Raw genomic sequence first — 23,239 nt, 5'->3', positions numbered from 1 at the left:
CGACCGCACCAGAATCTTCGGGAACTTCTTGTTCAGCACCATCGTGATCGCCGACGTCAGCGTCGTCTTCCCGTGGTCCACGTGACCAATCGTCCCCACGTTCACGTGCGGCTTCGTCCTCTGAAATTTCTCTTTACCCATCTCGATCCTCCGATGACCGCGGACGCGTCCTCGCGGCCTCGTCCATCCTCATCGCGCCCGCGCCGGCGGGCCTCCGGGGCGCCCGAGCGCCCTTGATCGTCCGAAAGGTGGAGCCCACGACCGGGATTGAACCGGTGACCCCTTCCTTACCAAGGAAGTGCTCTACCACTGAGCCACGTGGGCCCGGGAATGAAGCGATGGAGCGGGAAACGGGATTCGAACCCGCGACCCTCAGCTTGGAAGGCTGATGCTCTACCCCTGAGCTACTCCCGCGTTGCCTGCGATCGGCTGGGGTGAAGATCCATCGCGCCACTGGCGCCTCGCCGCAGCCGCCGTCCCCCCGTCCAGTTCCTCTCGTGCCGCCTTGCCCTCGCGCCGTCCTCGCCGAGGCGCGCCCGATCTCCGCCACCCGATCTCCGTCCGACGCACCGCCAGGGTGGTGGGGAGAGGAGGATTCGAACCTCCGAAGCACTACGGCGGCAGATTTACAGTCTGCTCCCTTTGACCGCTCGGGAATCTCCCCACGGAAGCACCGCCGTCCGCGACCAGAACCGTTCCCTGAAACGGCGGCGTAGAAACACAAACGCCCGCTCCCGCGGGCTGGAGCTGGCGAAGGGATTTGAACCCCCGACCGGCTGATTACAAATCAGCTGCTCTACCCGCTGAGCTACGCCAGCTTGACAAACGCCGAATGGTAGCATGCATTTACACGGGCCGCAAGATGCCTGTCCTAAAATTCTATCGAGCCTCCTGCGGCCCGCTCCCGACCGGCCCGGCCCCCTTCCCGCGCCTCTGGCGCACCGCCTCGAACAGGACGACGCCGGCCGCCACCGCCAGGTTCAGCGACTCGACCCCCGCGGCCAGAGGGACCGACAGGACCACGTCACACGTCTCCCGGGCCAGCCGCCTCAGGCCGCGTCCCTCCCCCCCGAGGACCAGCGCCAGGGGAACGGTCAGGTCGAACGACGTCCAGGGAGTGGCCCCTTCCTGGTCCACACCGGCGACCCAGATATTCTTCTCCTTCATGGACTTGAGCAGAGCGACGATGTTGGTGACCCGGGCCACCGGCAGGCGCTCGGCGAGGCCGGCGGAGGCCTTGACGGCGACCGGAGTCAGGCCAGCCGCCCCGCGCTCGGGCAGGAACAGGCCGTCGGCCCCGGCAGCGGCGGCCGTCCTGATCACGGCCCCGAGGTTGCGGGGATCCTCGACTCCGTCGAGAACCACGAAGAGCGTCCGGGGACCGGCGGACGCCAAAAGCCCCTCGGCATCGGCGTAGGCCGCGCCGGCCATGAACGCGACGACCCCCTGGTGCGCCTCTCCGCCCGCGAGGCGGTCGACGGCGCGATCCGGCTGGAACTGGACGGGGACCCCCGCCTTGCGCCCCGCCTCGACGATCTGCCGCATCCGCGCATCGTGCCGGGACGCCGCAATGACCACCCGGGTGACGGTGCGCCGCCCCGCCTGCAGGGCCTCGAGGACCGGGTGAATCCCGAACACCAGGTCGGTCACGAGGTGCTCGCCCGGGTGGCGGCGAGCAGAGAACGCGCCCGCTCGGCGCACGGCACGATCGGCCGCGGCAGAGGCAGCCGGCTCCCCTCCTCGATCACCGGGAGGAACTTCACCATCTCGGGGCCGGAGGGGCTTCCGGTGAGTGCGATCCGGATCGGGTGGTAGAGGTCCCTGCCTTTCGCTCCGGTCTCCCTGCGGACCTCGTCGGCCAGGGCCTGGAACCGCGGGGCCGTCAGAGGCTCCTCCCCCAGGCGCCGCGCCAGGGCCTCGATGACGCCGCGCGATCGGGGATCGAGAAGCGCCTGGCGGACCTCCGGGTCGGCCAGGCTCTTCGGAGGCGCGAAATCGAACAGCACCGAGGCGTCCGTCGGCAGGTTGCTCATCCTCGGCAGCCTCTCGGCGTAGAGAAGCGCCAATCGGCCGATCCATTCCCGGGCGCCGGCCGGAAGCTCGGCGGGCAGGTACCCCGCCCTCCGCAGCTGCTCGGACGCCAGGTCCACCAGCCGATCCGCCGGGAGGCGAGCCATGTGCCGCGCCGCGAGCGCGTCGAGCTTCGGGCGGTCGAAGATCGCCGGGGCGCGCGACACGCGATCGAATCCGAACTGGGCCACCAGCTCCTCCTTCGTCAGGAGATCCTGGCCGCCCGGAGGCGACCAGCCCAGGAGCGCGAGATAGTTCATCAGGGCCTCGGGCGGATACCCTTCCTCGCGGAACCAGGCCAGGGAGGCCGCGCCCTCGCGCTTGCTCAGCGGCGCGCCGCCGGGGCCGGCGATGAGGGGCAGGTGGGCGAAGCGGGGGAGAGCGGGCGCCCGGAGCCCGCCGTATACCAGGAGCTGGCGCGGTGTGTTCGACAGGTGATCGTCCCCCCGGATCACGTGGCTCACTCGCATCTGCAGATCATCCACCACGACCGCGAAGTTGTACGACGGCCAGCCGTCCCGTCTCAGGATCACGAAGTCCCCGATCTGCGACATCGGGAATCGCACCTCGCCGTGCACCAGGTCCTCGAAAGCAATCGACGTGTCCCCCGCCGCGGCCGCCCCCACGTTGAAACGCACGGCGGCCGGCTCGGCGGCGCGCCGACGCGCCGCCTCGTCTCTGGGAATCCGCCGGCATCGGCCGGGATAGAGCGAGGCCCGCCCCGCCTCCCGCTGGGCGGCGCGCTCCTCTTCCAGCATCTGCTGCGAGCAGAAGCAGGGATAGGCCAATCCGCGCCCGATCAGGTCGTCCGCCTTGTCCTGGTAGAGGGACAGCCTTTCCGACTGCCGGTACGGGCCGTTCTCCCCGCCCTCGTCCACGCCCTCGTCCCAGCCGAGCCCGAGCCAGCGGAGGTCGTCCAGAAGACGCGTCTCGTGATCCGGCCGCGACCGGGCCGCGTCGGTGTCCTCGACGCGCAGGATGAGCACGCCGCGGTGACGGCGGGCGAACAGCCAGTTGAACAGCGCCGTGCGCGCGTTGCCGACGTGGAGTTCTCCGGTCGGCGAGGGGGCGAATCGGACGCGCGGCGGCGTCATGCGCGGGGGCCCGAAAGCAGGGCCACCGCCTGCGCCATGATTCCCTCCCGGCGGCCGACGGCCCCCAGTCCTTCGAGACGCTTGGCCTTCAGGCCGACGGAGGCGGGAGGCACGCCAAGAGCCGCAGCCAGAGAGGCGCGGATCGACTCGAGGTGCCGCTGCAGGCGCGGGGCCTCGGCCAGGACCACCGTGTCGACGTTGACGATCTCGAACCCGCGCTCCCGGGCCTCGCGCATAACGTCCTGCAGGAAGAACAGGCTCGAGCGGCCCCTCAAGGTCTCGTCGGAGTCGGGGAAGCGCGTCCCCATGTCGGGCAGGCCGAGGGCCCCGAGCAGGGCGTCGCACAGGGCGTGCGACAGGACGTCCGCGTCGGAATGTCCCGCGAGGCCCAGGGGGTGCGGGATCTCGATCCCTCCGAGCACCAGGCGGCGCCCGGGACGGAGCGCGTGCGCGTCGGCGCCACAGCCGATGCGCAGCTGCGGGGACGGTGCGGTGATCGCCTGCCGGGGCCGCGGGCGCGAGGATGTGGCTCGGGTCCCGCCGATTCGTGCCGGTCGTGGGCTAGCCATGGTCTTCTCCAGATGCCGGGCCGGCGAGCAGGGTCTCGGCCAGGACGAGATCCAGGGGCGTGGTGATCTTGAGGTTTCCCGGAGATCCCGGGACGGTCGCGGGCCTGATTCCCGACCTCTCGACCAGCGCCGCGTCGTCGGTCCCCCTGAATCCGTCGCGGGCGGCGAGCGCGTGGGCCTCCCGCAGCCACGCGGTGCGGAACCCCTGCGGCGTCTGCGCCAGACGCAGCGTCTCGCGCGGGAGGGTCCCCTCGATGTGTCCGTCTCCGGCCAGCCGTTTGATCGTCTCGGCCGGGGCGACCACCGGCACCGCGGCGCCGTGCTCGCGGGCCGCCGCGATCACCGCATCGATGAGCTCGCGCGACACCAGCGGCCGCGCGGCGTCGTGCACCAGGACGATGTCCGCCTCGGAGGGGCGGAGCGCCTCGAGGGCCAGCCGCACCGAATCCTGGCGCTCCGCCCCGCCGCGCACCAGGAGGACCCCCGAAGCGGACGGGCCGAGCTCTCGACCGGCCTCCCCGGGATCCGGCACCGCCACGACGACGCGCCCGATCCCCGGGTGGGAGGTGAAGGCGCGAAGGGCCCGCTCCAGGAGGGTCGTCCCGCCCAGGCGCAGGAACGCCTTGGGCCGGTCGGCCCCCATGCGGGCGCCGCGGCCCGCGGCGACGAGGATGGCGGCGACAGTCATGGGATCCGGAGTGGCCGGAGAGTCCCGGCGTCGGGGACGGCGATCAGATCTTCAGGATCTCGTCTTCCTTGTGCTTCGACAGCTCGTCGATCTGCTGGATGTGCAGATCGGTCTGTTTCTGCACCAGGTCGAGACCGCGCTTCTCGTCGTCTTCCGAGATCTTCTTCTCCTTCAGGAGCTTCTTGAGCGCTTCGTTGGCGTCCCGCCGCTCCAGGCGAATCGCGGTGCGCCCGTGCTCCGCGATCTCATGCACCTTGCGCGCCAGCTGCTTGCGCCTCTCCTCCGTGAGCGGAGGGATAGGGATGCGCACGACCTTGCCGTCGTTCGCCGGGTTCAGCCCCAGGTCGGATGCCCGGATCGACTTTTCGATCTTCGGGATCAGCGTCACGTCCCACGGCTGGGCCACGATCAGCGTGGGGTCGGGGACGGTCAGGGTCGCAACCTGGTTGAGCGGCGTCGGCGTGCCATAGTATTCGACGGTGATGCCGTCCAGGATGGAGAGCGAGGCCCGCCCGGTCCGGATCGCCGTCAGCTCCTTCCGCGTGTGCTCGACGGTCTCGTTCATCTTTTTCTGCGCCTTCTGGTTGATCTCGTTGACCATCATGGCTCACTCCTTCACGATCGAACCGATTTTCTCCCCCGTGACGGCGCGCAGGATGTTGCCGCGCACGCCGAGATTGAAGACGATGATCGGCAGATGGTTGTCCATGCACAGGGAAATGGCCGTTGCGTCCATGACTTTCAGGCCCTTTTCCAGGACCTCGAGATAGGTGATCGCCTCGAATTTCTGCGCCTTCGGGTTCTTCTTGGGATCGGCCGAGTAGATGCCGTCCACCTGGGTGGCCTTGAGAATCACCTCCGCCTTGACCTCCATGGCCCGGAGGGCGGCGGCCGAATCGGTCGTGAAGAACGGGTTCCCGGTGCCGGCGGCGATGATCACGACGCGCCCCTTCTCGAGATGGCGCATGGCGCGGCGGCGGATGTACGGCTCGGCCACCTGGCGGATCTCGATGGCCGACAGCACGCGCGTGTGGACGTCGAGCTTTTCGAGGGCGTCCTGCATCGCCAGGGAGTTGATCACCGTGGCCAGCATGCCCATGTGATCGCCGGTCACGCGATCGATGCCGTTGGTCGCGCCGGCCAGGCCGCGATAGATGTTGCCGCCGCCGATGACCATGGCGACCTCGACGCCCAGGCCGTGCACCTCGCGCACCTGCTCGGCGATGGAGCGGACCACGTCGAACTCGAAGCCGAACGGCTTCGCGCCCATGAGGGCTTCGCCGGAGAGCTTGAGAAGGATGCGGCGGTATCTCGGCTGCTTGGCCACGCTGGGAGCCTGCCCCATTCGGGTATGGTCCGTGCCGCGCGCTCCTGGACGACGCCTGGGAGTGTGTCCTAGCGCGACGTGTGCCCCGTTCCCTTCGGCGCGCCGTCCTGGCCCAGCACGAAACGCGCGAACCGCTTGACCCGGATGTTCTCGCCCGTCTTGGCGATGACCGCGTTGATGACGTCCCTGACCGTCAGGTTGGGATCGCGCACGAACGGCTGCTCGAGAAGGCAGAACTCCTGGTAGAACTTCTCCATCCGCCCGGCGACGATCTTCTCGATCACGGCCGGCGGCTTCCCCGTGGCCGCGGCCTGCTGCCGGTAGATCTCGCGCTCCTCGTTCAGGACGCTCTCGGTCACTTCGTCCCGGTCCACCGCTTTCGGCTCGGAGGCGGCGATGTGCATCGCCAGGTCCTTGGTGAGCGTCTGAAAGTCGGCCGTCCGGGCGACGAAATCGGTCTCGCAGTTCACTTCGATCAGGACCCCGATCCGCCCGCCGGCGTGGATGTAGGCCGAGACCGCACCCTCGCTCGTCGCCTTGGCCGATCGCTTCGAGGCGGTCGCCTGTCCCTTCTGCCTCAGGATCTTGTGGGCGCGCTCCAGGTCCCCCTCGGCCTCGACCAGCGCCGACTTGCAATCCATCATCGGCGCGCCGCTCTTTTCGCGGAGCTCCTTGACCAGTGACGCGGTGATGTCCATCCACTCCTCCTCGATTTCGCTGCGGCTGGGCGGGCGTGCGGCGGGGACAGGAATCCGATCCGGCCTATTCCGTGACGGCTCGGTCGCCGGGAGCGGCGGCCTTGCGCTCCGCGCCCCCCTCGACGTTCACCGTCTCGGCTTCCGGCTCGCCTCCGTCGGGAGCCGCGGACTCCGCCGCCGGCTGCGCCGGCCGGGGTGCCGCGGGCCTCCGGCGCGGCGCGGGCCGGCGGCTCTCACCGGCAGCCGCGCGGCGCGCGTGTCGCGCTCCGGCGGCCTCGTCGCCGAGCGCCGGCATCCCCGCGACCATCACGCCTCCCCCTCCCGCGGCGATGAGGGCGGCCTCCGCGGTTTCCTGCTCGCCCGCCTGCTTCTCGTAGACGCTGCGTCCTTCCAGGATGGCGTCCGCGATCCGGGACGCGAACAGCTTGATGGCGCGGATCGCGTCGTCGTTGCCCGGGATCGGGTAGTCGATATCCTCCGGGTCGCAGTTGGTGTCCACCACCGCCACCACGGGGATGTCGAGCTTCCTGGCCTCCTGGACGGCGATGTGCTCCTTCTTCGGATCGATGATGAACAGGGCGTCGGGCAGGCGATCGAGCGTCTTGATGCCCGTCAGGACCTTGGCCAGCTTCACCCGCTCCTTCTCGAGCTGCAGCAGCTCCTTCTTCGTGTAGCGGCCTTCCACCGGATTCTGCAGGAAGGTCTCGAGCCAGCGCAGCCGCTCGATGCGCTTCTTGATCGTGCGGTAGTTGGTGAGCGTGCCGCCCAGCCAGCGCTGGTTCACGAACGGCATGCCGACGCGGGTCGCCTCCTCGGCGACCGCCTCCTGGGCCTGGCGCTTGGTGCCGACGAAGAGGAGGGCGCCGCCCTGCACCGACACCTGCTGGACGAAGTCGATCGCCTCGCGGAACTTGATGAGGGTCTTCTGGAGATTGATGATGTAGATGCCGTTTCTCTGGCCGAAGATGAACTCGCGCATCTTCGGGTTCCAACGCTTGGTCTGGTGCCCGAAGTGGACCCCGGCCTCCAGAAGCTCCTTCATCGTGACCGCCGTCAAATCGTCCCTCCTGTCATGGATGCTCTAACGCTTCGAATACTGGAAGCGGGCCCGCGCTCCGCGCTGCCCGTATTTCTTCCGTTCCTTCACGCGCGAGTCGCGCGTCAGGAAGCCGGCCTCCTTCAGCCGCCCCCTGAGCGCCGGCTCGAACAGCACGAGGGCGCGGGCGATGCCGTGCCGGATGGCTCCGGCCTGGCCCGCCTCGCCGCCGCCCGCCACGTTGACCAGGACGTCGAACTTCTCCGCGGTCTCGGTGAGGGCCAGAGGCTCACGCACCACGCGCTTCAGCGCGTCGGTATGGAAGTAGGCGTCGATCGGGCGCCGGTTGACCACCAGGTTGCCCGCGCCGGGACGCAGGTAGACCCGCGCCGTCGCGGTCTTGCGTCGTCCCGTCGAGTAGAACTGCACAGCCGCCATGCCTCGAACCTCCGATCCGGCCTCAGGCCGGGATGGCAACGGTCTCGGGTTTCTGGGCCTGGTGCGGATGCTGGGGCCCGGGGTAGACCTTGAGCTTCGTGCCGAGCTTTCGGCCGAGGCTTCCCTTCGGCAGCATGCCTTTCACCGACCACTCGATCACGCGCGTGGGATGGGCCTTGAGCATCTTCCCCGCCGGGACCTCCTTGAGGCCTCCGGGGTAGCCGGTATGCCAGCGGTAGAGCTTCTTCTCCAGTTTGCGGCCCGTCAGGCGGACCCTGCCCGCGTTGATGACCACCACGAAGTCGCCCGCGTCGGCGAACGGCGTGTACGTGGGGCGGTGCTTCCCCATCAGGATTCGGGCCACGAACGTGGACAGGCGGCCGAGCGTCTGGCCGTCCGCATCCACCATGATCCACTTCCGGTCCGCTTCGGCCTGCTTACAGACGTACGTTTTCATCCATCCTCGCGATCAAATGGAAGCACCCCGAGACTGTGGTGCAAGTCGGTCATTTTGGCAGGCAGGGGCAAGTGCTGTCAAGTCTTATCTTACCTGATGCCCGCTTGGCCGCCCATCAGCAGGACCAGCACCGCCTTCTGCGCGTGCAGGCGGTTGGCCGCCTGCCGGAAGACGGCCGAAGCGCCCGATTCGATGACGTCGTCGGTGACCTCTTCTCCCCGGTGCGCCGGCAGGCAGTGCAGGAACATGGCCCCCTTGGCGGCGCGCGCCATGACCCTGGCATTGACCTGGAACGGCCGGAACACGACGACCCGCGCGTCGTGCTCCGCCTCCTGCCCCATGCTCGCCCAGGTGTCGGTGTAGACCACGTCGGCGCCCTGGACCGCCTCGTCCACGTCATGTCCGATCGCCAGGGTGGCGCCGCTTCCGGCCGCGTCCGCACGCGCCCGCCGCACCACCTCGGGGTCGGGAGCGTAGCCGGGCGGCGTGGCGACCCGGACGTTCGCTCCCAGCTTGGCCGCGGCGTACATCAGGGAGTGGGTGACGTTGTTGCCGTCGCCGACGTAGGCCAGGGTGATCCCCTCCGTGCGCCCGAGCACCTCCCGGATCGTCAGGAAATCGGCCAGCGCCTGGCACGGGTGGGAGTGATCGGACAGGCCGTTGATCACCGGGATGGTGGCGTGCTTCGCCAGATCGATGATCGCCTGATGCGAGAACGTCCGGGCCATGATGCCGTCGGCCATGCCGGACAGCGTGCGCGCGATGTCGGCCACGCTTTCACGCCGGCCCATCGAGATGTCGGCGGGTCCCAGGTAGATGGCATGGCCGCCGAGCTGGGTCATGCCGGCCTCGAAGCTCACGCGCGTACGCAGCGAGGGCTTCTCGAAGATCATCGCCAGCGTCCGGTTCGGAAGCGTGGCCGCAAACGCGCCCGGATCCCGCTTGATGCGCGCCGCGAGGTCGAGAATCTCCGTCATCTCCTCGCGCGACAGGTCATGAATCGAAACGAGATCGGCGTTCTTCATGGAGGAGTCACCGCGCCGACCCCCGGCCGCGCACCTTGAGGCGCGCCGCCCCGGATCGCGCCGGACGAGCGGCCTTCGCCGCGGCGAGGAGGAGCGTGCCCGCGCGGCCCCGCATCGCGTCGGGAAGCCTCGGCCCCGAGGTGATCAGGACGTGCCTTCCGGTTTTCTCCACGAACTCGATGGCCGCCCGGATCTTGGGCCCCATGCTCCCCTCGGGGAACTGTCCGTCGGCCTGATGCCTCCGGGCCTCGGTCACGTCCATGCGCCTGATCCCTTTCTGGTCGGGCCTGCCGAAGTGGATCGCCACCTGCTCGACGCCGGTCAGGATGATGAACAGGTCGGCCTTGAGATCGGAGGCGATGAGCGCGGCCGTGTAGTCCTTGTCGATGACCGCCTCGACCCCCCGCAGCTCTCCCTGCCCTGTCCGGTACACCGGGATGCCGCCCCCGCCGCCCGCGATGACGATGCTGCCGTCCTCCACCGCCCGCCGGATCGCCTCCTTCTGCACCACTTCGAGAGGCCTCGGGCTGGGGACCACCTTGCGCCAGCCGCGGCCGGCGTCCTCGACCATCGACCATCCCTGCTTGTGCATCAGGAATTCCGCCCGGAAGCGGGGGTAGAACGGACCGATCGGCTTGGTCGGCCGCCGGAAGCCCGGATCGTCCGGATCGACGACGACCTCGGTGACCAGGGTGACCACCCCGGCAGGCCGCCTCAGGCGGCTCCGCCTGAGCTCGTTGAGGAGGGCGATCTCGAGAAGGTAGCCGATGCTCCCCTCCGACATGCCGACGCACAGGTCGAGCGAGAGGGGGGGGACCTTCGTCACCGCCTCCTCGACCTGGATCAGGATGTTGCCGACCTGAGGACCGTTTCCGTGCACCAGGACCAGTCGATAGCCTTCCTTGAGGATCGGAATCAGCGAGTGCGCCGTCTCCCGGGCGTTCTCGATCTGCTCCCACTGGGTCCCCTCCTGCCCTTTCTTGATGAGGGCGTTGCCGCCGAAGGCGACGACCGCAAGTTGTCCGCGCGGCGGCATGCGGAGGCCCCTTCCTAGGAGCCGAACGGGAGCCGGTCGAGGGCGTCGTCCAGGTCGGGCTTGCCGATTTCCTGCAGCTCGTACGTCACCCGGAGGGCCGGCCTCTCGAAGCGAATGGTCCGGCGCAGGTCGATGGGCGTCGCGATCAGCACCAAGTCGCAGTCCACCTTCTCGATGGTCTGCTTCAGCTCGTCCATCTGCTTCTCGCCATATCCGACGGCCGGCAGGAGGGGCCCGATCCCCGGGTACTTCCTGAACGTCGCCGCGATCGATCCGACCGCGTACGGCCGCGGATCGACCAGCGAGGCGGCGCCGAACCGCTGCGCGGCGATGACCCCGGCGCCGTATCCCATCTCGCCGTGCGTGAGGGTGGGGCCGTCCTCGACCACCAGGACGCGCTTCCCGCGGATGGCGGTCGGGTCCTCCACGGTCACGGGGGAGGCTCCCTCGATGACGAGCGCTCTCGGATTGTAGCGCGCGATGTTCGCCTTGACCTCTTCGATCCCGCGCTTGTCCGCCGTGTCGATCTTGTTGATGACGATGCACGAGGCGCGCCTCAGGTTCGCCTCTCCCGGGTGGTATCTCAGCTCGTGCCCCGGCCTGTGAGGATCGACGACGACGATTTCGACGTCCGGTTTGTAGAACGGCAGGTCGTTGTTGCCGCCGTCCCAGACGATGACGTCTGCCTCGCGCTCCGCCTCCTTGAGGATCGCCCCGTAGTCGACCCCCGCGTACACCACCGTGCCGTTCTTGAGGTGCGGCTCGTACTCTTCACGCTCCTCGATGGTGCACTCGTAGCGGTCCAGGTCCTCGAAGGCGGCGAAGCGCTGCACCGCCTGCTTCACCAGATCGCCGTAGGGCATCGGATGCCTCACGGCGACCACGCGCCGGCCCCGGTCCAGGAGCTTGCGGCAGACGCGGCGCGTCGTCTGGCTCTTGCCCGCGCCCGTGCGGACGGCGCACACCGAAACGACCGGCTTCACCGATTTCAGGGAGGTCTCGTTGAATCCCATGAGGACGAAATCGGCCCCCGCGGCGATCACCTGCGATCCCTTGTGCATCACGTGCTCGTGGGACACGTCGGAGTAGGCGAACACGACCAGGTCGACCGACAGGCGGCCGATGAGCTCCTCGATCCGGTCCTCCTCGTAGATCGGAATGCCGTCGGGGTAACGGGGGCCGGCGAGCTGCGCCGGGTAGCGCCGATCGGTGATGTTCGGGATCTGTGTGGCCGTGAACCCCACGACCTCGAATTCCGGATGGTCGCGGTAGCGGACGTTGAAGTCGTGGAAGTCCCTTCCGGCCGCACCCATGATCAGGACACGTCGCGCGCTCATTGGTATCCTCCCCGCGGGGGTTGCGACAGAGCCTTCGCGATCGCTCCCGGTGGATGCTGAAGGGTGAAGACGCTCGCGGAAACGGGGCCGACTATAGCAGACGCGGGCCGGGGGTCACAAGGCGAGGACACGAACGGCTCCGACCCTACCCGGCGGGGGGATTCTGCCGGGCGCCGGAGGCCGGAATCGGGACGGTCCGTGTCCCGGGTGGCAGCTCCGGGGCCGTAAAGGTCGTGATCGGAGAGCGTCCGTCCCCGGCGCTCCACCGCCCGGTCCGAGGGTCCTTTCGGATGAGAATCGCGCGAACCTGGCGCGAGACGCTGTCGATCAGGAACCGGCAGTCGCGATTGCGCGAGACCGCCTGGACGCGCGCCAGCTGCAGATATTCCTGGATGGTGTAGACGGCTCCCCGCATCTCTTCCCTGCCGAGCCAGGGGATCGAGTAGGTCGCGACGGCCGTCGTGACGACCGCGACCAGGACCATGACGACGGTCAACTCGGCCAGGCTCATGCCCCGTTCGCTGCGCATCGAGCGTCGCCTCCGTCCTCCGGTGAACTTAGGGCCCTGGACGCGTCCAGTCAAAGAACCGCCCGGCGGGCCGCGGCGCGCCGTCGCCGGTGCGGAGCCGAGCACGATTCGGGAATTCAGCCCCGGCCCGGGCGTGTCCGTGGTTCCTCGCGGACCCCGCCCGGAAGGCTCAGGTGCTCCGGCAGGAGCCGGTCCCCCTCACCCAGGATCAGGGCCCTTTCGATCGAGTTCTCCAGCTCGCGCACGTTTCCCGGCCAGGCATAGGCGCACAGGTCCCTGAGGGCGTCGTCGGAGAGCGTGATCGGGCCGCGCTTCTTCTGCTCGGCGGCGAACTTTCGTATGAAATGCCGCGCCAGGATCGGGATGTCCTCGGGCCTCTCGCGCAGCGGCGGGACGGTGACCGGGAAGACCGACAGGCGGAAGAAGAGGTCCTGCCGGAAGGCCCCCTGGCCCACCAGCCCCTTCAGGTCCTTGTTCGTGGCGGCCACCAGGCGGATGTCGACGCTCCGCGTTTCGGTCCCCCCCACCCTCTCGAACTGGCGCTGCTCGATGACCCGCAGGACCTTCCCCTGCAGCCCGAGCGACAGGTCGCCGATCTCGTCGAGGAACAGGGTCCCCCTGTCCGCGATCTCGAACTTGCCCCGCTTGGTGCCGGAGGCGCCGGTGAACGCCCCTTTCTCGTACCCGAACAACTCGCTCTCGAGGAGGTTCTCCGGTATGGCGGCGCAGTTGATCGGGAAGAAGGAGTGCGCCTTGCGGCCGCTCAGGTGGTGCACCGCGCGGGCGAACAGCTCCTTCCCCGAGCCGCTTTCCCCGAGCAGCAGCACGGTGGCATCGGTCGGCGCCACCTTGCGCACCTGGTCGAGGGCGCGCTGAAGGGCGGGGCTGTCGCCGAGGATTTCCGGGGTGTGGAGCTCCTGGGAGAAGCGCTCCTTCAGCTGCGCGTTCTCGTGCACGAGGCTCCGGTGGTCGAGGGCGCGGCGCACCAGCGCCAGGAGATGATCGGCATCGACCGGCTTCTCCAGATAATCGTAGGCCCCGGCCTTCATGGCGCTGACCGCGTCCTTGATCGTCCCGTAGGCGGTCATCATGATGACCGGCATCTCCGGGTCGGACGCGATGGCCGCCTTGAGAACGTCGTGGCCGGAGGCCGCCGGAAGCCGGAGGTCGGTCAGGATCATCGCGAACCGATCGCGCCGTATCCGGTCGAGCGCGATGCCGCCGTCGGGAGCCTCGTCGACTCCGAAGCCCTCGGCCTCGAGCGTCTTTCTCAGGACGGCGCGCAGGCTGTCCTTGTCTTCGACCAGGAGGATGCGGTCGGCGGACCTCACCGGCTCTGGCTCTCCTGCGCGAACCGTGTCTCGATCGACACCAGGTCGGCCTGCACCTGCTCCTTCTCCTGCTCGAGCCCCTTGATCTCCCGGTCGATCGCTTCCAGGAGATCCTTGGGGCGCAGGGCGGCCTGACCCTGGGCGTCGTCCCCGGGTTGCGGCGCCGGCATCCCGACCAGGGGGTCGAGGACGCCGAGCTTGCGGGCGTTGAGGTATTCCAGGCGCTTGTCGATGGCGGCCAGACGGTCGCGCATCTTCTGGATCTGCTCGGTGCGGAACTTCTCCTTCGCCTCGCGATCACGGAACGGCTTCAAGGGGTCGTCCTGCGGTCGGGGGGCGATTCCCGGCGGCCTCACGACCGGGCGGACGACGGGACGGGGCCCCTTCGGGGGCGCGGGCGGAGCCGGCGGCCGGACTCCGGCTCCTGCCGGAGCGGGCGGCGCGGCGACGGGGGGGCTGGACGCCTCGTCCTCTTCGTCGGTTTCCGCCTCATCGGCGGATGCCGGGGGGCGTTTGTGGAATGCTTCCAGATCGTCATCGGTGAAACGGAGCGGGGCGCTCTTGGGGGCCGCGGCCGGAGCTTTCTCCCTGGCCTGCTGCCTTTCCTGCGCGCTTTTTCGCTCGTCCGCCCTCTCCTGCTCCTCTGCCTTCTTCCGCTCCTCCGCCTTCCTCTGCTCGTCGGACTGCGCAGGAGGCGGCTTCTGATCCTCCGCGGCGGGCGCCCCGGCGGGACACAGAAGGAGAAGCGTCACGCCGAGCGTCAGGCAGGCCAGTCTTCCGGATGGCATCGACATGCGGGCCTCCAGTGACCCCGATGACGGAAATGTAGGGTCCGGACGGCCGGGGATCAAGCGGGTCTAAAGGTCCGTCTGCCAGGCGGAGATCACGACGCGCGGCAGGTTCATCCCCTTGCGCGGCCAGTTCCCCTTGACGAGTGACTCGTCGAAGTAGAGCTCCGGCGTGCCGCCGCCATCCAGGACGCCCTGCTGGGCAATGAGAGAGCCGAAGTACCTGGCGTTCCCCTGGGCCGAGAACGTGCCGCTGTTGTAGAAGACCCCGTCCATCACGACATTGTCCTGGAACGGCAAGCCGTAGCTGTCCTTCACCGGCGAAGCGGGCCCGGCGGGACAGTTGGGCATATCGGTGCACCACCAGTCGCCGGTCACCGGGTCCTGGAAGGGGAGGTCGTTGGTGGCGGTGCCGTTGGTGATCCGGTAGTTGCCGGTGAACGAGCCGGGGTAGTTGATGTTGACCCAGCCCGATCCGTCCCCCGGCTCGCCGGGGGGAATGATCGTCCGGGTGGTGCCGCTGCCGCCCGCGCCGGTGGTCGCGAACTGCTTGGAGTTCAGGTAGATGAACCCCTGGGCGCCGGGCCAGCCGTTCGACATGGCGATGGCCGGCGTCAGGTTCGTCGTCGGCCAGGTGTCGGTGTAGAGGCCGAATGGCGCCGTGCCGTCGTACGTGTCGAAGAAGAAGACGCCGCTCCGCCCGCCCGTCGCGGCCTCCATGGTCATCGCCGTCCCCACACCGTCGAGCTTGAAGTTGGTCGTCGCGGTGTCGTAGGAGTAGTAATAGTTGTTCCTGTTGCCGCTCTGGGCGATCGATTTCCACAGGGCATAGTCGAACGTCGGGCAGTTGAGGACGGTGTTCTGGAACAGGTTCGAGGTATCGTCGGTGGTGCTGCCCGGCGAGGTGGAGTGCCAGGGCTGCGGGTCGCTCGGGGCCGGCGCGAAGCTGATGTTCTGGAGGTTTCCGCCGGCGATGAACTTGAACCAGGGGTCGTCGATGTCCTGGCCGTTATGGTTCGTTGCCCAGGTCGCCAGGCTGTCGGCGCCGGCCGCGTAGGTGCTCGGATCGTTCATGGCATACGGCATCCCCGTCGGCGCCTTGTTGGTCAGGTTGCCGGACGTCAGCCCCAGGTCGGCCGTTCCCTGCGACGATCCGGTCCCCCAGTGGATCTGGAAGTTGCCGGTGTAGGTCAGGTTGGCGCACGACTGCAGCGGGCCCCCCGGGCCGGGAATCGGGATCTCGTTGACCACCGCCTTGACCACCCGGGTGGCGACCTGCCGCTCGTCGGCCGTCCCCGGAAAGATGAAGACCCCGGCCGTGACCTTGACCGTCGCGATCCCCATCCGGGTCGCCGCGCCACCGATGCTGACGACAGGCGGGGCGTAGATCTCGATCCGGGCTATCCGGGCGCGCAGGCTGGCCTTGGGGAAGTTCGGAAAGAGCGCGTTGTTGATCGTGGTCAGGTGCGAGCTGCTCACGATGACGTCCGGGCCGGCCGTGGGGAAGCCGGCGTCCGTCCCTGTTTCGACGCCGAGGAAGGTGTCTCCCAGCGCCGAGCGGTAGGGCCGGTCGAAGATGGCGCTCGGGGTGACGGTTGCGTCCTTGTAGATGGGCTTCGTGGCGTCTGCGGCCACCGCCAGGACCCGCGCGGTGCCGGTATTGTTGTCGTGATCGAACACCCGCTGGGTGCGGTCGATCTGGCCCGTCGTCGGGACCAGGTACCCCGTGGATGACGGGTCGTTGAACCAGTTGACCGTCAGGCGCGCCCCGGCCTCGGCGACGTACAGCGCCGTGGCCGAGTTCCGCTCGTTCTCGGCGATGGTGCTCTCCGTCTGCGCCATCATCAGATACGACAGGCCGAGAAGGGCCAGGATGACCGTGACCAGAACCGCGATGATCAGGGCCGATCCCTCTTCATCCCGCCTGGTGTCGATCAGGGTCGGATTCATTGTCGTTGTCCTGTCCATGGCTTCATCCTCGGCTAATTGATGGTCAGGTCCGGCTTGACCGAGAACTGGCAGGTCCCGGTCGCGCTGGTCGCGTCCCTGAAGTAGTACTTGACCGTCACGGTCTCGCCGACGTTGCTCGAGTTGACGATCTGCAGGTCCCAGAGGAGCGACATGTTCTTCATGCAGGCCGAGGTCCCGCACAGGCCGTTGTCGCTCGCCCCCAGCCCGATGGTGAAGACCGAGCAGTCGACCGTCGCGTTGGACGAGGTGGACGCCGTCTTGACGCAGGAGAACGGGATCATCGAGGTCCCCGTCGGGAATTCCAGGTCGGTCAGGACGTGGCTCCCGAGGACGTTTGTCCACGAGGCATCGATCTTGTAGATCTCGATGTTCTTCCCCGAGTTGTTGATCACGTCCCAGGACATCTTCTTGTTCAGGGCGCTCGGCTTGCCGCTGGTCGGCGACAGGTTCGGGTTGGTTGGCGTGATCTGGCAGGCCAGGTTCGCCGTCGCGGTGAACGACGTCGTCAGGTACTTGATGCAGCCTTTGTCGTTCTCCACCTCCCAGTAGAGAGTGAAGTTTCCTCCGCCCGAGGCCGTGGTGTCCCAGGCCGGGAAGCTGAAGGTGCACGGGGACGAGCCGCAGGTCGTGAACACTTCCTGGTTGTAGACGTCGGTCCCGGGGGCCACGAGGCTCGGGATGCGGACTTTGGCGCGGGCATACGTATCGCTGCCGCTGACCGTGATCGAGACCGGCACGCTGCCGCCGTTGCTCGTGGCGTCGGCCGGGTTCGGCGAGAGCGACCCGTTGAACGAGCAGTAGACCTCGACCGGGTCGGACTTGGCGCCCTCGTTGCCGCACAGGTCGGCGGCCGACACCACGTAGTACATCGAGTAACCCTGGTTCAGGTCGCGATGGTCGGTGCTGTCGAGCGTGTCGTCGTACGTCGGCGTCGTGGCCGTGCCCCTGAAAGTGAAGCTGCCGGGCGATATGCTGCCCGGAGAGGTGCCCGAGGGCAGCTTGACGCGGTAGACCTTGTACTGCTCGATGTAGACGGTCGTGCCCATGACGTTGGTGGTCACCGGCGTCCAGGTCAGGCGGATGTTCGTCTTGGACGTGCGATTGCCGCTCAGGCCGGTCGGCTTGGACGGCGCGATGACGGTCACCGCCTGGCCCGTGGCGGCAAGGCTTGCCGCCCCGGCGATGTCGCACTTGTCGACCGCCACCAGCTTGTAATAGTAGGTCTTGCAGTTGACGACGACGAGGTCCGTATACGAGAGGGCGCCCAGGCCGAGCGCCGTGGCATTGGCGACCATGTTGGTCGCGTCGTTCGGCGTGAAGCTCGACACCGTGTCGCGGTAGAGCTTGAACCCCTTAGTGTCGCGCAGGATCGTGGCGCCGCCGATGGTGTTCGGGTCTCCGGTCAGGGCGCCGGCGTTCACTTTCAACTCGTCCCAGGTCACCCGGATCTGGCTGTCCAGGGGGGCCAGCGTTCCGTTGCCGGTCGCCTTCACGTTCTGGGGCGCCCCCGGGATCGTGACGGGAGTCGCGAGCGTGTCGGTCACCGCGGCGCAGGGCGCGGAGGAGGCCGGCGCCCAGTTGCTCGAGTTGCCGCTGGCGTCCTTCGCCAGCACCTGGAAGCAGTATGTGCTCCCCGACGTCAGCGTGGAGACGAACCCGTGCCCCAGGTAGTCCGTGGTTCCGTAATCGATGTGGGGGTAAGGGACACCGAACGTCGCGAAGCTCGACGGGGAGCCGTTCGGCCAGTACTTGATGCTGTAGGAGCTCACGCCCGCGGTGGACGAGGGGGGATCCCATTTCACCAGCATCCCCTGGCAGTGGCCGGGGACGAGGCTGACGTTCGTCGGGGACGGGGGCGGGGTGACGTCCAGATCGCGGACCCCGGTCTTCCCCAGGTTCTCCGGATTGACGTCCGACGCGAGGTCGAACTTGCGGTAGTGCGAGGTCGCGGTCGCGTCGGTCGGATCGGTGTAGTCCAGGTCCTCGTCCTGCGTCATGCCGACGATGCGGACGCTGATCCTCCGGATGCCCGAGCGCGTCAGCGAGTTCGCGTCGGCCCCCCCGATGTCGTCGGCGTTGTTGGTCGGCGTGTTGGGGCTGACCAGCGTGCCGGCGTCGTTGTAGTAGAGGAACGTCATGCTGCGGATGTTCTCGGCCACCGGCTCGTAGACGAAATTGGTCGCCGCCTGCGGCGAGGCCGGGAAGGCCCCCGTGACGTCGGTCAGGCTCACCCGGTACAGCGTGTACGGCGGGTTGCTCTGGTTCAGCACCACGTTCGGGATGATGACGGTCTTGAGCGACTTGATCCGCGGCTTGTCCGGATCGAGGCGGAACGTGAGCGTCTCCGCGCCGACCGGGCCGGGCTTGGCCAGAACGTAGGTGACGATCTCGTCGTTGCCGGTCGACACGATGCTGTAGGCGGCGCCGGGCAGGGCGGCCTCGGGGGTGACGCTGGCGGCCGGGTCCTCGAAGTCGAAGTCGCCGCGCACGGTCACGGCGGTGTCCCAGGCCCCCTCCACCTGCTCGTCGATCCGGGTGCTGTCCCCGTCCGGGTTGGTGTTGAACCCGGCCAGCCGGATGTCCGAGATCATGCGGTCGAAGGCCACGCGCGTCGACTGCTGCTGGTCGGTGAAGTTCTCGCCCGACTTGTACGACTTCTGGGCGGCGCTGTACAGAATGAAGGCCACCGCGGCGGCGATCGCGAAGATGGCGGACGCCACCATCATCTCGATCAGGCTGAATCCCCTGCCGTTCCGTTCCTCGGTCGTTCCGTGGCTGAACACGCTGTCCTCCATTCCGCCGCCCGGTCCGGGCGGCCGGCCTTTCTCCTCCCTGCGCATGTTTAGAACCTCACCGTCGACAACGACACCGATTGCGGCCGGGCCAGCTCGGTCCAGGTCACGGTGACCGTCATCCGGATGCCGGTGGCCTGCCCGAAATTCGGTGTTCCCGGGCCGCGCGGGATGATCGTCAGCGTGGCCACGCCGTTGTTGAGCTTCCTGGCGATCTCGGTCTGCCAGGGCTGGATGGCGCTCCCGGTCGTCGTGCTGGTCACCGTCATCGTGGTGTCGGTCGCCGCCGCCCCGAACGTCGTGTACAGGGCGGTGAACGACAGGCTGTCGAACGATTCCATGATGGCGTGGCAGATCGCGGTCGCCTCGGTCACCGTCTTGCCCGTTTTGACCTGGCGGCCGCCCATGATGAACATCGAACAGATGGACAGGAGCACTCCCGCCAGGACGCCGATGGCGATGACCACCTCGATCAGGCTGAAGCCCCCCTCGCTCCTGCCGCGTCCGATGACCCGTGCCGTCCCGTTCATGTCCGTCTCCCCGCGCCTAGAAGGTGCTGTAGGCCGTCGACACCGTGCCGGTCGGGGTCACGGTGATCGTGTAGCGATCGTTGCGCGAGCTGTTGATCATCGCGCTCACCCGGAACGTCGTGTTTCCGGCCGAGCCGGTCGATCCGTTGATGTTGAAGGTGATCGAGGCGGCGCTGGCCGTCTCGACGTTCACGCCGTCCATGCGGACCGTGATCGTGTCCCCCTTGTAGGTCGCGTAGGAGTATTGGTTCGGCGCCGTGGCATGGGCCTGGTTGTTGACCGTCAAGGTGCGCGGCTGCCGGTTGGACACCGCGTTGTAGCGCTGCGCCCGGATGTCGGTCGCGAGGCCGTTGGCGACGGCGCGCACCTTGTAGGCCTTGTACGCCTCGGCCATGGCCGGGCCCGCGAAGAGAATGAAGAGCGCCATGATGGCGATGACGATCAGGAGCTCGGGAAGCGAGTAGCCCCGCTGTCCACGTCCTGTCTGGTCCGGTCCGGTGCGCCTGCGATCCATCTCGGTCTCTCCTGCGAGAACCATTCGTTTCGTCTCGCCGCGCCCCGGGTCGCTCTCACCTGCCAGAACGCCCGGGCACAGTGGCAACGAGCAACCGATGTGCCAGGGCGTGCTGGCGCCGACGGAGACGCGTCAACTGCGGCACGAGCAGGAGTTGGGTCGGTTCGGCCGCCGTCCTGAGCGGTTACGGATTCGTGACCGGGGTCCGAGGTGTTACAGGACGTAACAGTCGCAGGCCTCAGAGGGTCGGGACGGTCGCGGGAGCGCCGGGCCGGGCCGGGAGGACGAGCGCGAAGCTCGCGCCCCGTCCGGGCTCGCTCCGGACCTCGACCTGGCCGTCATGGACCGCCGCCGTCTTCTGCACCAGCGCCAGGCCGAGCCCGGTGCCCCGCTCCTTGGTGGTGAAGAACGGGGTGAAGATCCGCGGCAGGTCGTCCGTCGTGATCCCGGAGCCGTTGTCCTCGACCACCAGGCGGATCCCCCCCTCCGGTCCCTCCCTGGCCTCGCCGCGCAGCACGACCCGGCGTGCCGGCGCTCCCGGGCCGGGGGGGACGGCGTCCGGCGGAACCCGGGGGAACGACTCGATGGCGTTCATCAGGAGATTGCGGATGGCCTGCCGGACCAGGGCCTCGTCCGCGACAATCCGCGGGAAGGTCCCCTGGACCTCGACCGTCACGCCGGCGGGGGCCGCCTCCTCCCGGGATTCGCGCGCCAGGTTGTCCACGATCTCCTTGAGGTCGACGTCCGAGAGGTCGAGCGCGGCCGGGCGGGCGTAGCGCAGGAAATCGGTCACGATGCGCTCGATCCCCTCCACCTCCCGCAGGATCGTCTCCGCGTGCTCGCGCGGCGCCGTGGCGCCCCCCCCGTTGCCGTTGGCCTTGACGATCAGCCGGGCCAGCCCGTGGATCGTGGCCAGGGCGTTTCTGAACTCGTGCGCGATCCCCGCCGACATCTCCCCGAGGACCGCGAGGTTCTCCTTCAGGCCGACCTTCTCGCGCAGCGCCTTGATCTCCGTGAGGTCGGCCAGAAGGCAGAGCGCCCCCTCGGCGGGCCGGCCGGGCGGCGCGTTGTCGGCCCCCGGCCGCACCGGCGAGACCATCACCCCCAGGTGCGTCACCTTGCCGGCCGGATCGAGAAGCGGCACGACCTCGCGCGACAGGCTCTCCCCGGTCTTCAGGCAGCGGGCGATGAGATCGACCAGGCGCTCCGAGCGGCCGAGGAGATCGCCGTACTTGCGCCCGACCGACGTGCCCCGATCCATCCCCAGGAGGCGCTCCGCCGCGGGATTGAGGACGGCCAGCCGGCCCTCGCGATCGAACACCAGGACGGCGCTCGACATGCCGCCCACGAGCTGCTCGGAGGCCAGCGCCTGCGGCGACTCCTGCGCGCCGGAGCCTCTCAGCCGCAGGACCTCCTGCTCCTGGTCCCGCAGCTTGTCGAGCACCCCCTGGAAGGCCTGCACCAGGTCGTCCGTCTCGTCACGCCCTGCGGCCGCCGCCAGCCCGGGCATCTGCCCGGGCGCCTGGCCGGCGGCCGAGAGCAGCCGACGGTACGGCTGCAGCAGCCACCGGGCGAACAGAATCACGAGCACCAGGATGAACACGAGGCCGGCGGCCTGGAACGCCGCGATCAGGGTCAGGTTGAAGTCGACCGTGCCCAGGGCCGGCACCTCGGTGACGAGCCGGATGACGGCGACGGTGGTCCGGCTCTTGTCCTGGATGGGGCGATAGGCGGCCAGGGTGGCGTAGCTCGAATTCCGCACGCGATCCAGGGGGGCGATGACGCTCCCGCCCGCGGCGAGCCGGCGGGACGCGACGGTGTCCTCCGCGAGGCGGCCGTCCCGCCCGCCGATGCGCTCCGGGTCGGAGGAGGACAGCACCGTCCCATCGAGGGTCAGGATCTCGATCTGCAGCATCCCCTTCTGCCGCGCCATCAGGTTGAGGAACGTGGGCGGGATGTAGGGCGCCGTACCCGGAGCGGCGCGCAGTCCGCGCAGCATCTGATCGCGCTCCAGCTCGGCGCGCACCAGGTCGGCCTGGAGAGCCACGCGCGTTCCGACCTCCCGCTGGATGGCGTCGCGAGCCTTGACCAGCAGGTGGAAATTGAGAAAGATGGCGACCGCCAGGAAGAGCACCAGCAGGACGAGGAAGACCTTGATCTGCCCCTCGTAGCTGCGCAGGAGCGACCGCTTCACCGGCCCACCCCGGCGAAATCCAGGTAGAGACGCACCCAGGAGTCGCCCACGAACACGCCCAGGATCGCGGCTCCGCCGAGAAAGACGCCGTAGGGCAGCTTCGACTTCCAGCCGTAGCCGCGCCGCCACATCATCAGCACTCCGAAAATGGCCCCCGAGACGGCCCCCACGAAGAGCGTGAACAGCAGGAGCTTGATTCCCAGGAACGCGCCGATCATCGCCAGGAGCTTGAAGTCCCCCTGCCCGATCCCGTCCTCCCGACGGTCCCGCGGCACTCCGCGCAGCGCCTGCCACAGCCGATAGGCTTCGTTGATCGACCACGGCAGCAGGAACCCGAGCGCCGCGCCGGCGAGGGCGTCGACCACCGCGCGGCTGCCGCCGTCGCGCAGGGGGCTCGTCAGGAGCCCGAGGGCGATGCCCGGCAGGGTGATGGCGTCCGGCAGGATCTGGTGCAGCGCATCGATGACGATGAGCGCCGTGAGCGCGGCGATGAACAGCGCCTGAACGGCGAAACCGACGGTGGGGCCGCGTTTCATGAAGAGAAGGACGAACAGCAGGCAGGTCGCCGCCTCGACCAGGGGATAGCGCAGCGGGATCGCGGCCCGGCAGCGGCGGCAGCGCCCTCCGAGGATCAGGAACGACAGGACGGGGATGTTGTCATGCCAGGCGATCAGCCGGCCGCAGCCCGGGCACGCCGACCGCGGCCTGACGATCGAGACGCGCCGGGGCAGGCGGTGGATGCAGACGTTCAGGAACGAGCCGATGCAGGCGCCCGTTCCGGCGACCAGGAACCACAGGACGAACGACGGCATCGG

22 protein-coding genes, 4 tRNA genes and 1 pseudogene are annotated in these 23,239 nt (G+C 68.5%); all 27 read right to left on the bottom strand.

The window, feature by feature from the left end; all coding sequences use genetic code 11:
• Positions 1–141, bottom strand: a 141-nt coding sequence (locus VGV60_15875) for a GTP-binding protein (protein HEV8702749.1), incomplete at its 3' end; no start/stop codon positions are given.
• Between the two features lie 108 nt (positions 142–249).
• A tRNA-Thr gene (locus VGV60_15870) sits at positions 250–324 on the bottom strand.
• A 15-nt stretch (positions 325–339) separates the two neighbouring features.
• Positions 340–414, bottom strand: a tRNA-Gly gene (locus VGV60_15865).
• Between the two features lie 164 nt (positions 415–578).
• Positions 579–664: transfer RNA gene (locus tag VGV60_15860), tRNA-Tyr, on the bottom strand.
• A gap of 78 nt (positions 665–742) precedes the next feature.
• A tRNA-Thr gene (locus tag VGV60_15855) sits at positions 743–818 on the bottom strand.
• Positions 819–879: 61 nt separating this feature from the next.
• Entirely contained in the window at positions 880–1,650 is a 771-nt protein-coding gene (gene rlmB / locus VGV60_15850; protein ID HEV8702748.1) for a 23S rRNA (guanosine(2251)-2'-O)-methyltransferase RlmB, read from the bottom strand.
• Positions 1,647–3,164, bottom strand: coding sequence for a glutamate--tRNA ligase (gene gltX, locus VGV60_15845; protein HEV8702747.1), 1,518 nt, complete (start codon positions 3,162–3,164; stop codon positions 1,647–1,649). Before gltX ends, rlmB begins: the two co-directional genes overlap by 4 nt.
• Entirely contained in the window at positions 3,161–3,733 is a 573-nt protein-coding gene (ispF, locus tag VGV60_15840; protein ID HEV8702746.1) for a 2-C-methyl-D-erythritol 2,4-cyclodiphosphate synthase, read from the bottom strand. Before ispF ends, gltX begins: the two co-directional genes overlap by 4 nt.
• Positions 3,726–4,421 (bottom strand): 2-C-methyl-D-erythritol 4-phosphate cytidylyltransferase, encoded by a 696-nt coding sequence (gene ispD / locus VGV60_15835; GenBank protein HEV8702745.1) that lies wholly within the window; start codon positions 4,419–4,421, stop codon positions 3,726–3,728. Before ispD ends, ispF begins: the two co-directional genes overlap by 8 nt.
• 43 nt (positions 4,422–4,464) lie before the next feature.
• On the bottom strand, positions 4,465–5,025 hold the full coding sequence (gene frr / locus VGV60_15830; protein ID HEV8702744.1) for a ribosome recycling factor: 561 nt from the start codon (positions 5,023–5,025) through the stop codon (positions 4,465–4,467).
• A gap of 3 nt (positions 5,026–5,028) precedes the next feature.
• Positions 5,029–5,748: a UMP kinase gene (gene pyrH, locus VGV60_15825; protein ID HEV8702743.1), complete on the bottom strand. Its 720-nt coding sequence runs from the start codon at positions 5,746–5,748 to the stop codon at positions 5,029–5,031.
• A 68-nt stretch (positions 5,749–5,816) separates the two neighbouring features.
• Entirely contained in the window at positions 5,817–6,446 is a 630-nt protein-coding gene (gene tsf / locus VGV60_15820; protein ID HEV8702742.1) for a translation elongation factor Ts, read from the bottom strand.
• 385 nt (positions 6,447–6,831) lie between these two features.
• Positions 6,832–7,503 (bottom strand): annotated as a pseudogene (gene rpsB / locus VGV60_15815) (30S ribosomal protein S2).
• 24 nt (positions 7,504–7,527) lie between these two features.
• The gene (gene rpsI, locus VGV60_15810; GenBank protein ID HEV8702741.1) at positions 7,528–7,920 is read right to left on the bottom strand and encodes a 30S ribosomal protein S9; all 393 of its coding nucleotides are present in this window, start codon (positions 7,918–7,920) and stop codon (positions 7,528–7,530) included.
• 22 nt (positions 7,921–7,942) lie between these two features.
• On the bottom strand, positions 7,943–8,377 hold the full coding sequence (gene rplM, locus VGV60_15805) for a 50S ribosomal protein L13 (GenBank protein HEV8702740.1): 435 nt from the start codon (positions 8,375–8,377) through the stop codon (positions 7,943–7,945).
• A gap of 89 nt (positions 8,378–8,466) precedes the next feature.
• Complete coding sequence (gene argF / locus VGV60_15800; GenBank protein HEV8702739.1) at positions 8,467–9,402, bottom strand: ornithine carbamoyltransferase; 936 nt, start codon at positions 9,400–9,402, stop codon at positions 8,467–8,469.
• A gap of 7 nt (positions 9,403–9,409) precedes the next feature.
• On the bottom strand, positions 9,410–10,438 hold the full coding sequence (gene arcC / locus VGV60_15795; protein ID HEV8702738.1) for a carbamate kinase: 1,029 nt from the start codon (positions 10,436–10,438) through the stop codon (positions 9,410–9,412).
• A gap of 14 nt (positions 10,439–10,452) precedes the next feature.
• Entirely contained in the window at positions 10,453–11,775 is a 1,323-nt protein-coding gene (locus VGV60_15790; GenBank protein ID HEV8702737.1) for a cyclic 2,3-diphosphoglycerate synthase, read from the bottom strand.
• Positions 11,776–11,920: 145 nt separating this feature from the next.
• Positions 11,921–12,304 (bottom strand): prepilin-type N-terminal cleavage/methylation domain-containing protein, encoded by a 384-nt coding sequence (locus VGV60_15785; protein HEV8702736.1) that lies wholly within the window; start codon positions 12,302–12,304, stop codon positions 11,921–11,923.
• A gap of 116 nt (positions 12,305–12,420) precedes the next feature.
• Complete coding sequence (locus VGV60_15780) at positions 12,421–13,635, bottom strand: sigma-54 dependent transcriptional regulator (GenBank protein ID HEV8702735.1); 1,215 nt, start codon at positions 13,633–13,635, stop codon at positions 12,421–12,423.
• On the bottom strand, positions 13,632–14,423 hold the full coding sequence (locus tag VGV60_15775) for a hypothetical protein (protein HEV8702734.1): 792 nt from the start codon (positions 14,421–14,423) through the stop codon (positions 13,632–13,634). Before VGV60_15775 ends, VGV60_15780 begins: the two co-directional genes overlap by 4 nt.
• Before the next feature lie 69 nt (positions 14,424–14,492).
• Positions 14,493–16,391 carry a hypothetical protein gene (locus tag VGV60_15770; GenBank protein HEV8702733.1) on the bottom strand — a complete coding sequence of 633 codons (1,899 nt, stop codon included), beginning with the start codon at positions 16,389–16,391 and terminating at the stop codon, positions 14,493–14,495.
• Between the two features lie 14 nt (positions 16,392–16,405).
• On the bottom strand, positions 16,406–19,234 hold the full coding sequence (locus tag VGV60_15765; GenBank protein ID HEV8702732.1) for a prepilin-type N-terminal cleavage/methylation domain-containing protein: 2,829 nt from the start codon (positions 19,232–19,234) through the stop codon (positions 16,406–16,408).
• Positions 19,235–19,236: 2 nt separating this feature from the next.
• Entirely contained in the window at positions 19,237–19,716 is a 480-nt protein-coding gene (locus VGV60_15760) for a hypothetical protein (GenBank protein ID HEV8702731.1), read from the bottom strand.
• 16 nt (positions 19,717–19,732) lie between these two features.
• Positions 19,733–20,230 carry a GspH/FimT family pseudopilin gene (locus tag VGV60_15755; protein HEV8702730.1) on the bottom strand — a complete coding sequence of 166 codons (498 nt, stop codon included), beginning with the start codon at positions 20,228–20,230 and terminating at the stop codon, positions 19,733–19,735.
• 238 nt (positions 20,231–20,468) lie between these two features.
• Positions 20,469–22,424, bottom strand: coding sequence for an ATP-binding protein (locus VGV60_15750; protein ID HEV8702729.1), 1,956 nt, complete (start codon positions 22,422–22,424; stop codon positions 20,469–20,471).
• Positions 22,421–23,236 (bottom strand): prepilin peptidase, encoded by an 816-nt coding sequence (locus VGV60_15745; GenBank protein ID HEV8702728.1) that lies wholly within the window; start codon positions 23,234–23,236, stop codon positions 22,421–22,423. The genes VGV60_15750 and VGV60_15745 overlap by 4 nt, the downstream gene beginning before the upstream one ends.
• Between the last annotated feature and the right edge of the window lie 3 nt (positions 23,237–23,239).

The sequence above is a fragment of the Candidatus Polarisedimenticolia bacterium genome (assembly GCA_036001465.1).
Taxonomy (GTDB): Bacteria; Acidobacteriota; Polarisedimenticolia; order Gp22-AA2; family Gp22-AA2; genus Gp22-AA3.
Note: the sequence above shows the minus strand (reverse complement) of the source record. Positions and strands in the feature narration are given on the sequence as shown.

What these genes read in the sequence shown, in the direction of transcription:
- gltX (HEV8702747.1), bottom strand. Translation starts at nt 3,164, where the DNA reads ATGACGCCGCCGCGCGTCCGATTCGCCCCCTCGCCGACCGGAGAACTC.
- ispF (HEV8702746.1), bottom strand. Translation starts at nt 3,733, where the DNA reads ATGGCTAGCCCACGACCGGCACGAATCGGCGGGACCCGAGCCACATCC.
- ispD (HEV8702745.1), bottom strand. Translation starts at nt 4,421, where the DNA reads ATGACTGTCGCCGCCATCCTCGTCGCCGCGGGCCGCGGCGCCCGCATG.
- frr (HEV8702744.1), bottom strand. Translation starts at nt 5,025, where the DNA reads ATGATGGTCAACGAGATCAACCAGAAGGCGCAGAAAAAGATGAACGAG.
- tsf (HEV8702742.1), bottom strand. Translation starts at nt 6,446, where the DNA reads ATGGACATCACCGCGTCACTGGTCAAGGAGCTCCGCGAAAAGAGCGGC.
- rpsI (HEV8702741.1), bottom strand. Translation starts at nt 7,920, where the DNA reads ATGGCGGCTGTGCAGTTCTACTCGACGGGACGACGCAAGACCGCGACG.
- rplM (HEV8702740.1), bottom strand. Translation starts at nt 8,377, where the DNA reads ATGAAAACGTACGTCTGTAAGCAGGCCGAAGCGGACCGGAAGTGGATC.
- argF (HEV8702739.1), bottom strand. Translation starts at nt 9,402, where the DNA reads ATGAAGAACGCCGATCTCGTTTCGATTCATGACCTGTCGCGCGAGGAG.
- arcC (HEV8702738.1), bottom strand. Translation starts at nt 10,438, where the DNA reads ATGCCGCCGCGCGGACAACTTGCGGTCGTCGCCTTCGGCGGCAACGCC.
- VGV60_15790 (HEV8702737.1), bottom strand. Translation starts at nt 11,775, where the DNA reads ATGAGCGCGCGACGTGTCCTGATCATGGGTGCGGCCGGAAGGGACTTC.
- VGV60_15785 (HEV8702736.1), bottom strand. Translation starts at nt 12,304, where the DNA reads ATGCGCAGCGAACGGGGCATGAGCCTGGCCGAGTTGACCGTCGTCATG.
- VGV60_15775 (HEV8702734.1), bottom strand. Translation starts at nt 14,423, where the DNA reads ATGCCATCCGGAAGACTGGCCTGCCTGACGCTCGGCGTGACGCTTCTC.
- VGV60_15770 (HEV8702733.1), bottom strand. Translation starts at nt 16,391, where the DNA reads ATGGACAGGACAACGACAATGAATCCGACCCTGATCGACACCAGGCGG.
- VGV60_15765 (HEV8702732.1), bottom strand. Translation starts at nt 19,234, where the DNA reads ATGCGCAGGGAGGAGAAAGGCCGGCCGCCCGGACCGGGCGGCGGAATG.
- VGV60_15760 (HEV8702731.1), bottom strand. Translation starts at nt 19,716, where the DNA reads ATGAACGGGACGGCACGGGTCATCGGACGCGGCAGGAGCGAGGGGGGC.
- VGV60_15755 (HEV8702730.1), bottom strand. Translation starts at nt 20,230, where the DNA reads ATGGATCGCAGGCGCACCGGACCGGACCAGACAGGACGTGGACAGCGG.
- VGV60_15745 (HEV8702728.1), bottom strand. Translation starts at nt 23,236, where the DNA reads ATGCCGTCGTTCGTCCTGTGGTTCCTGGTCGCCGGAACGGGCGCCTGC.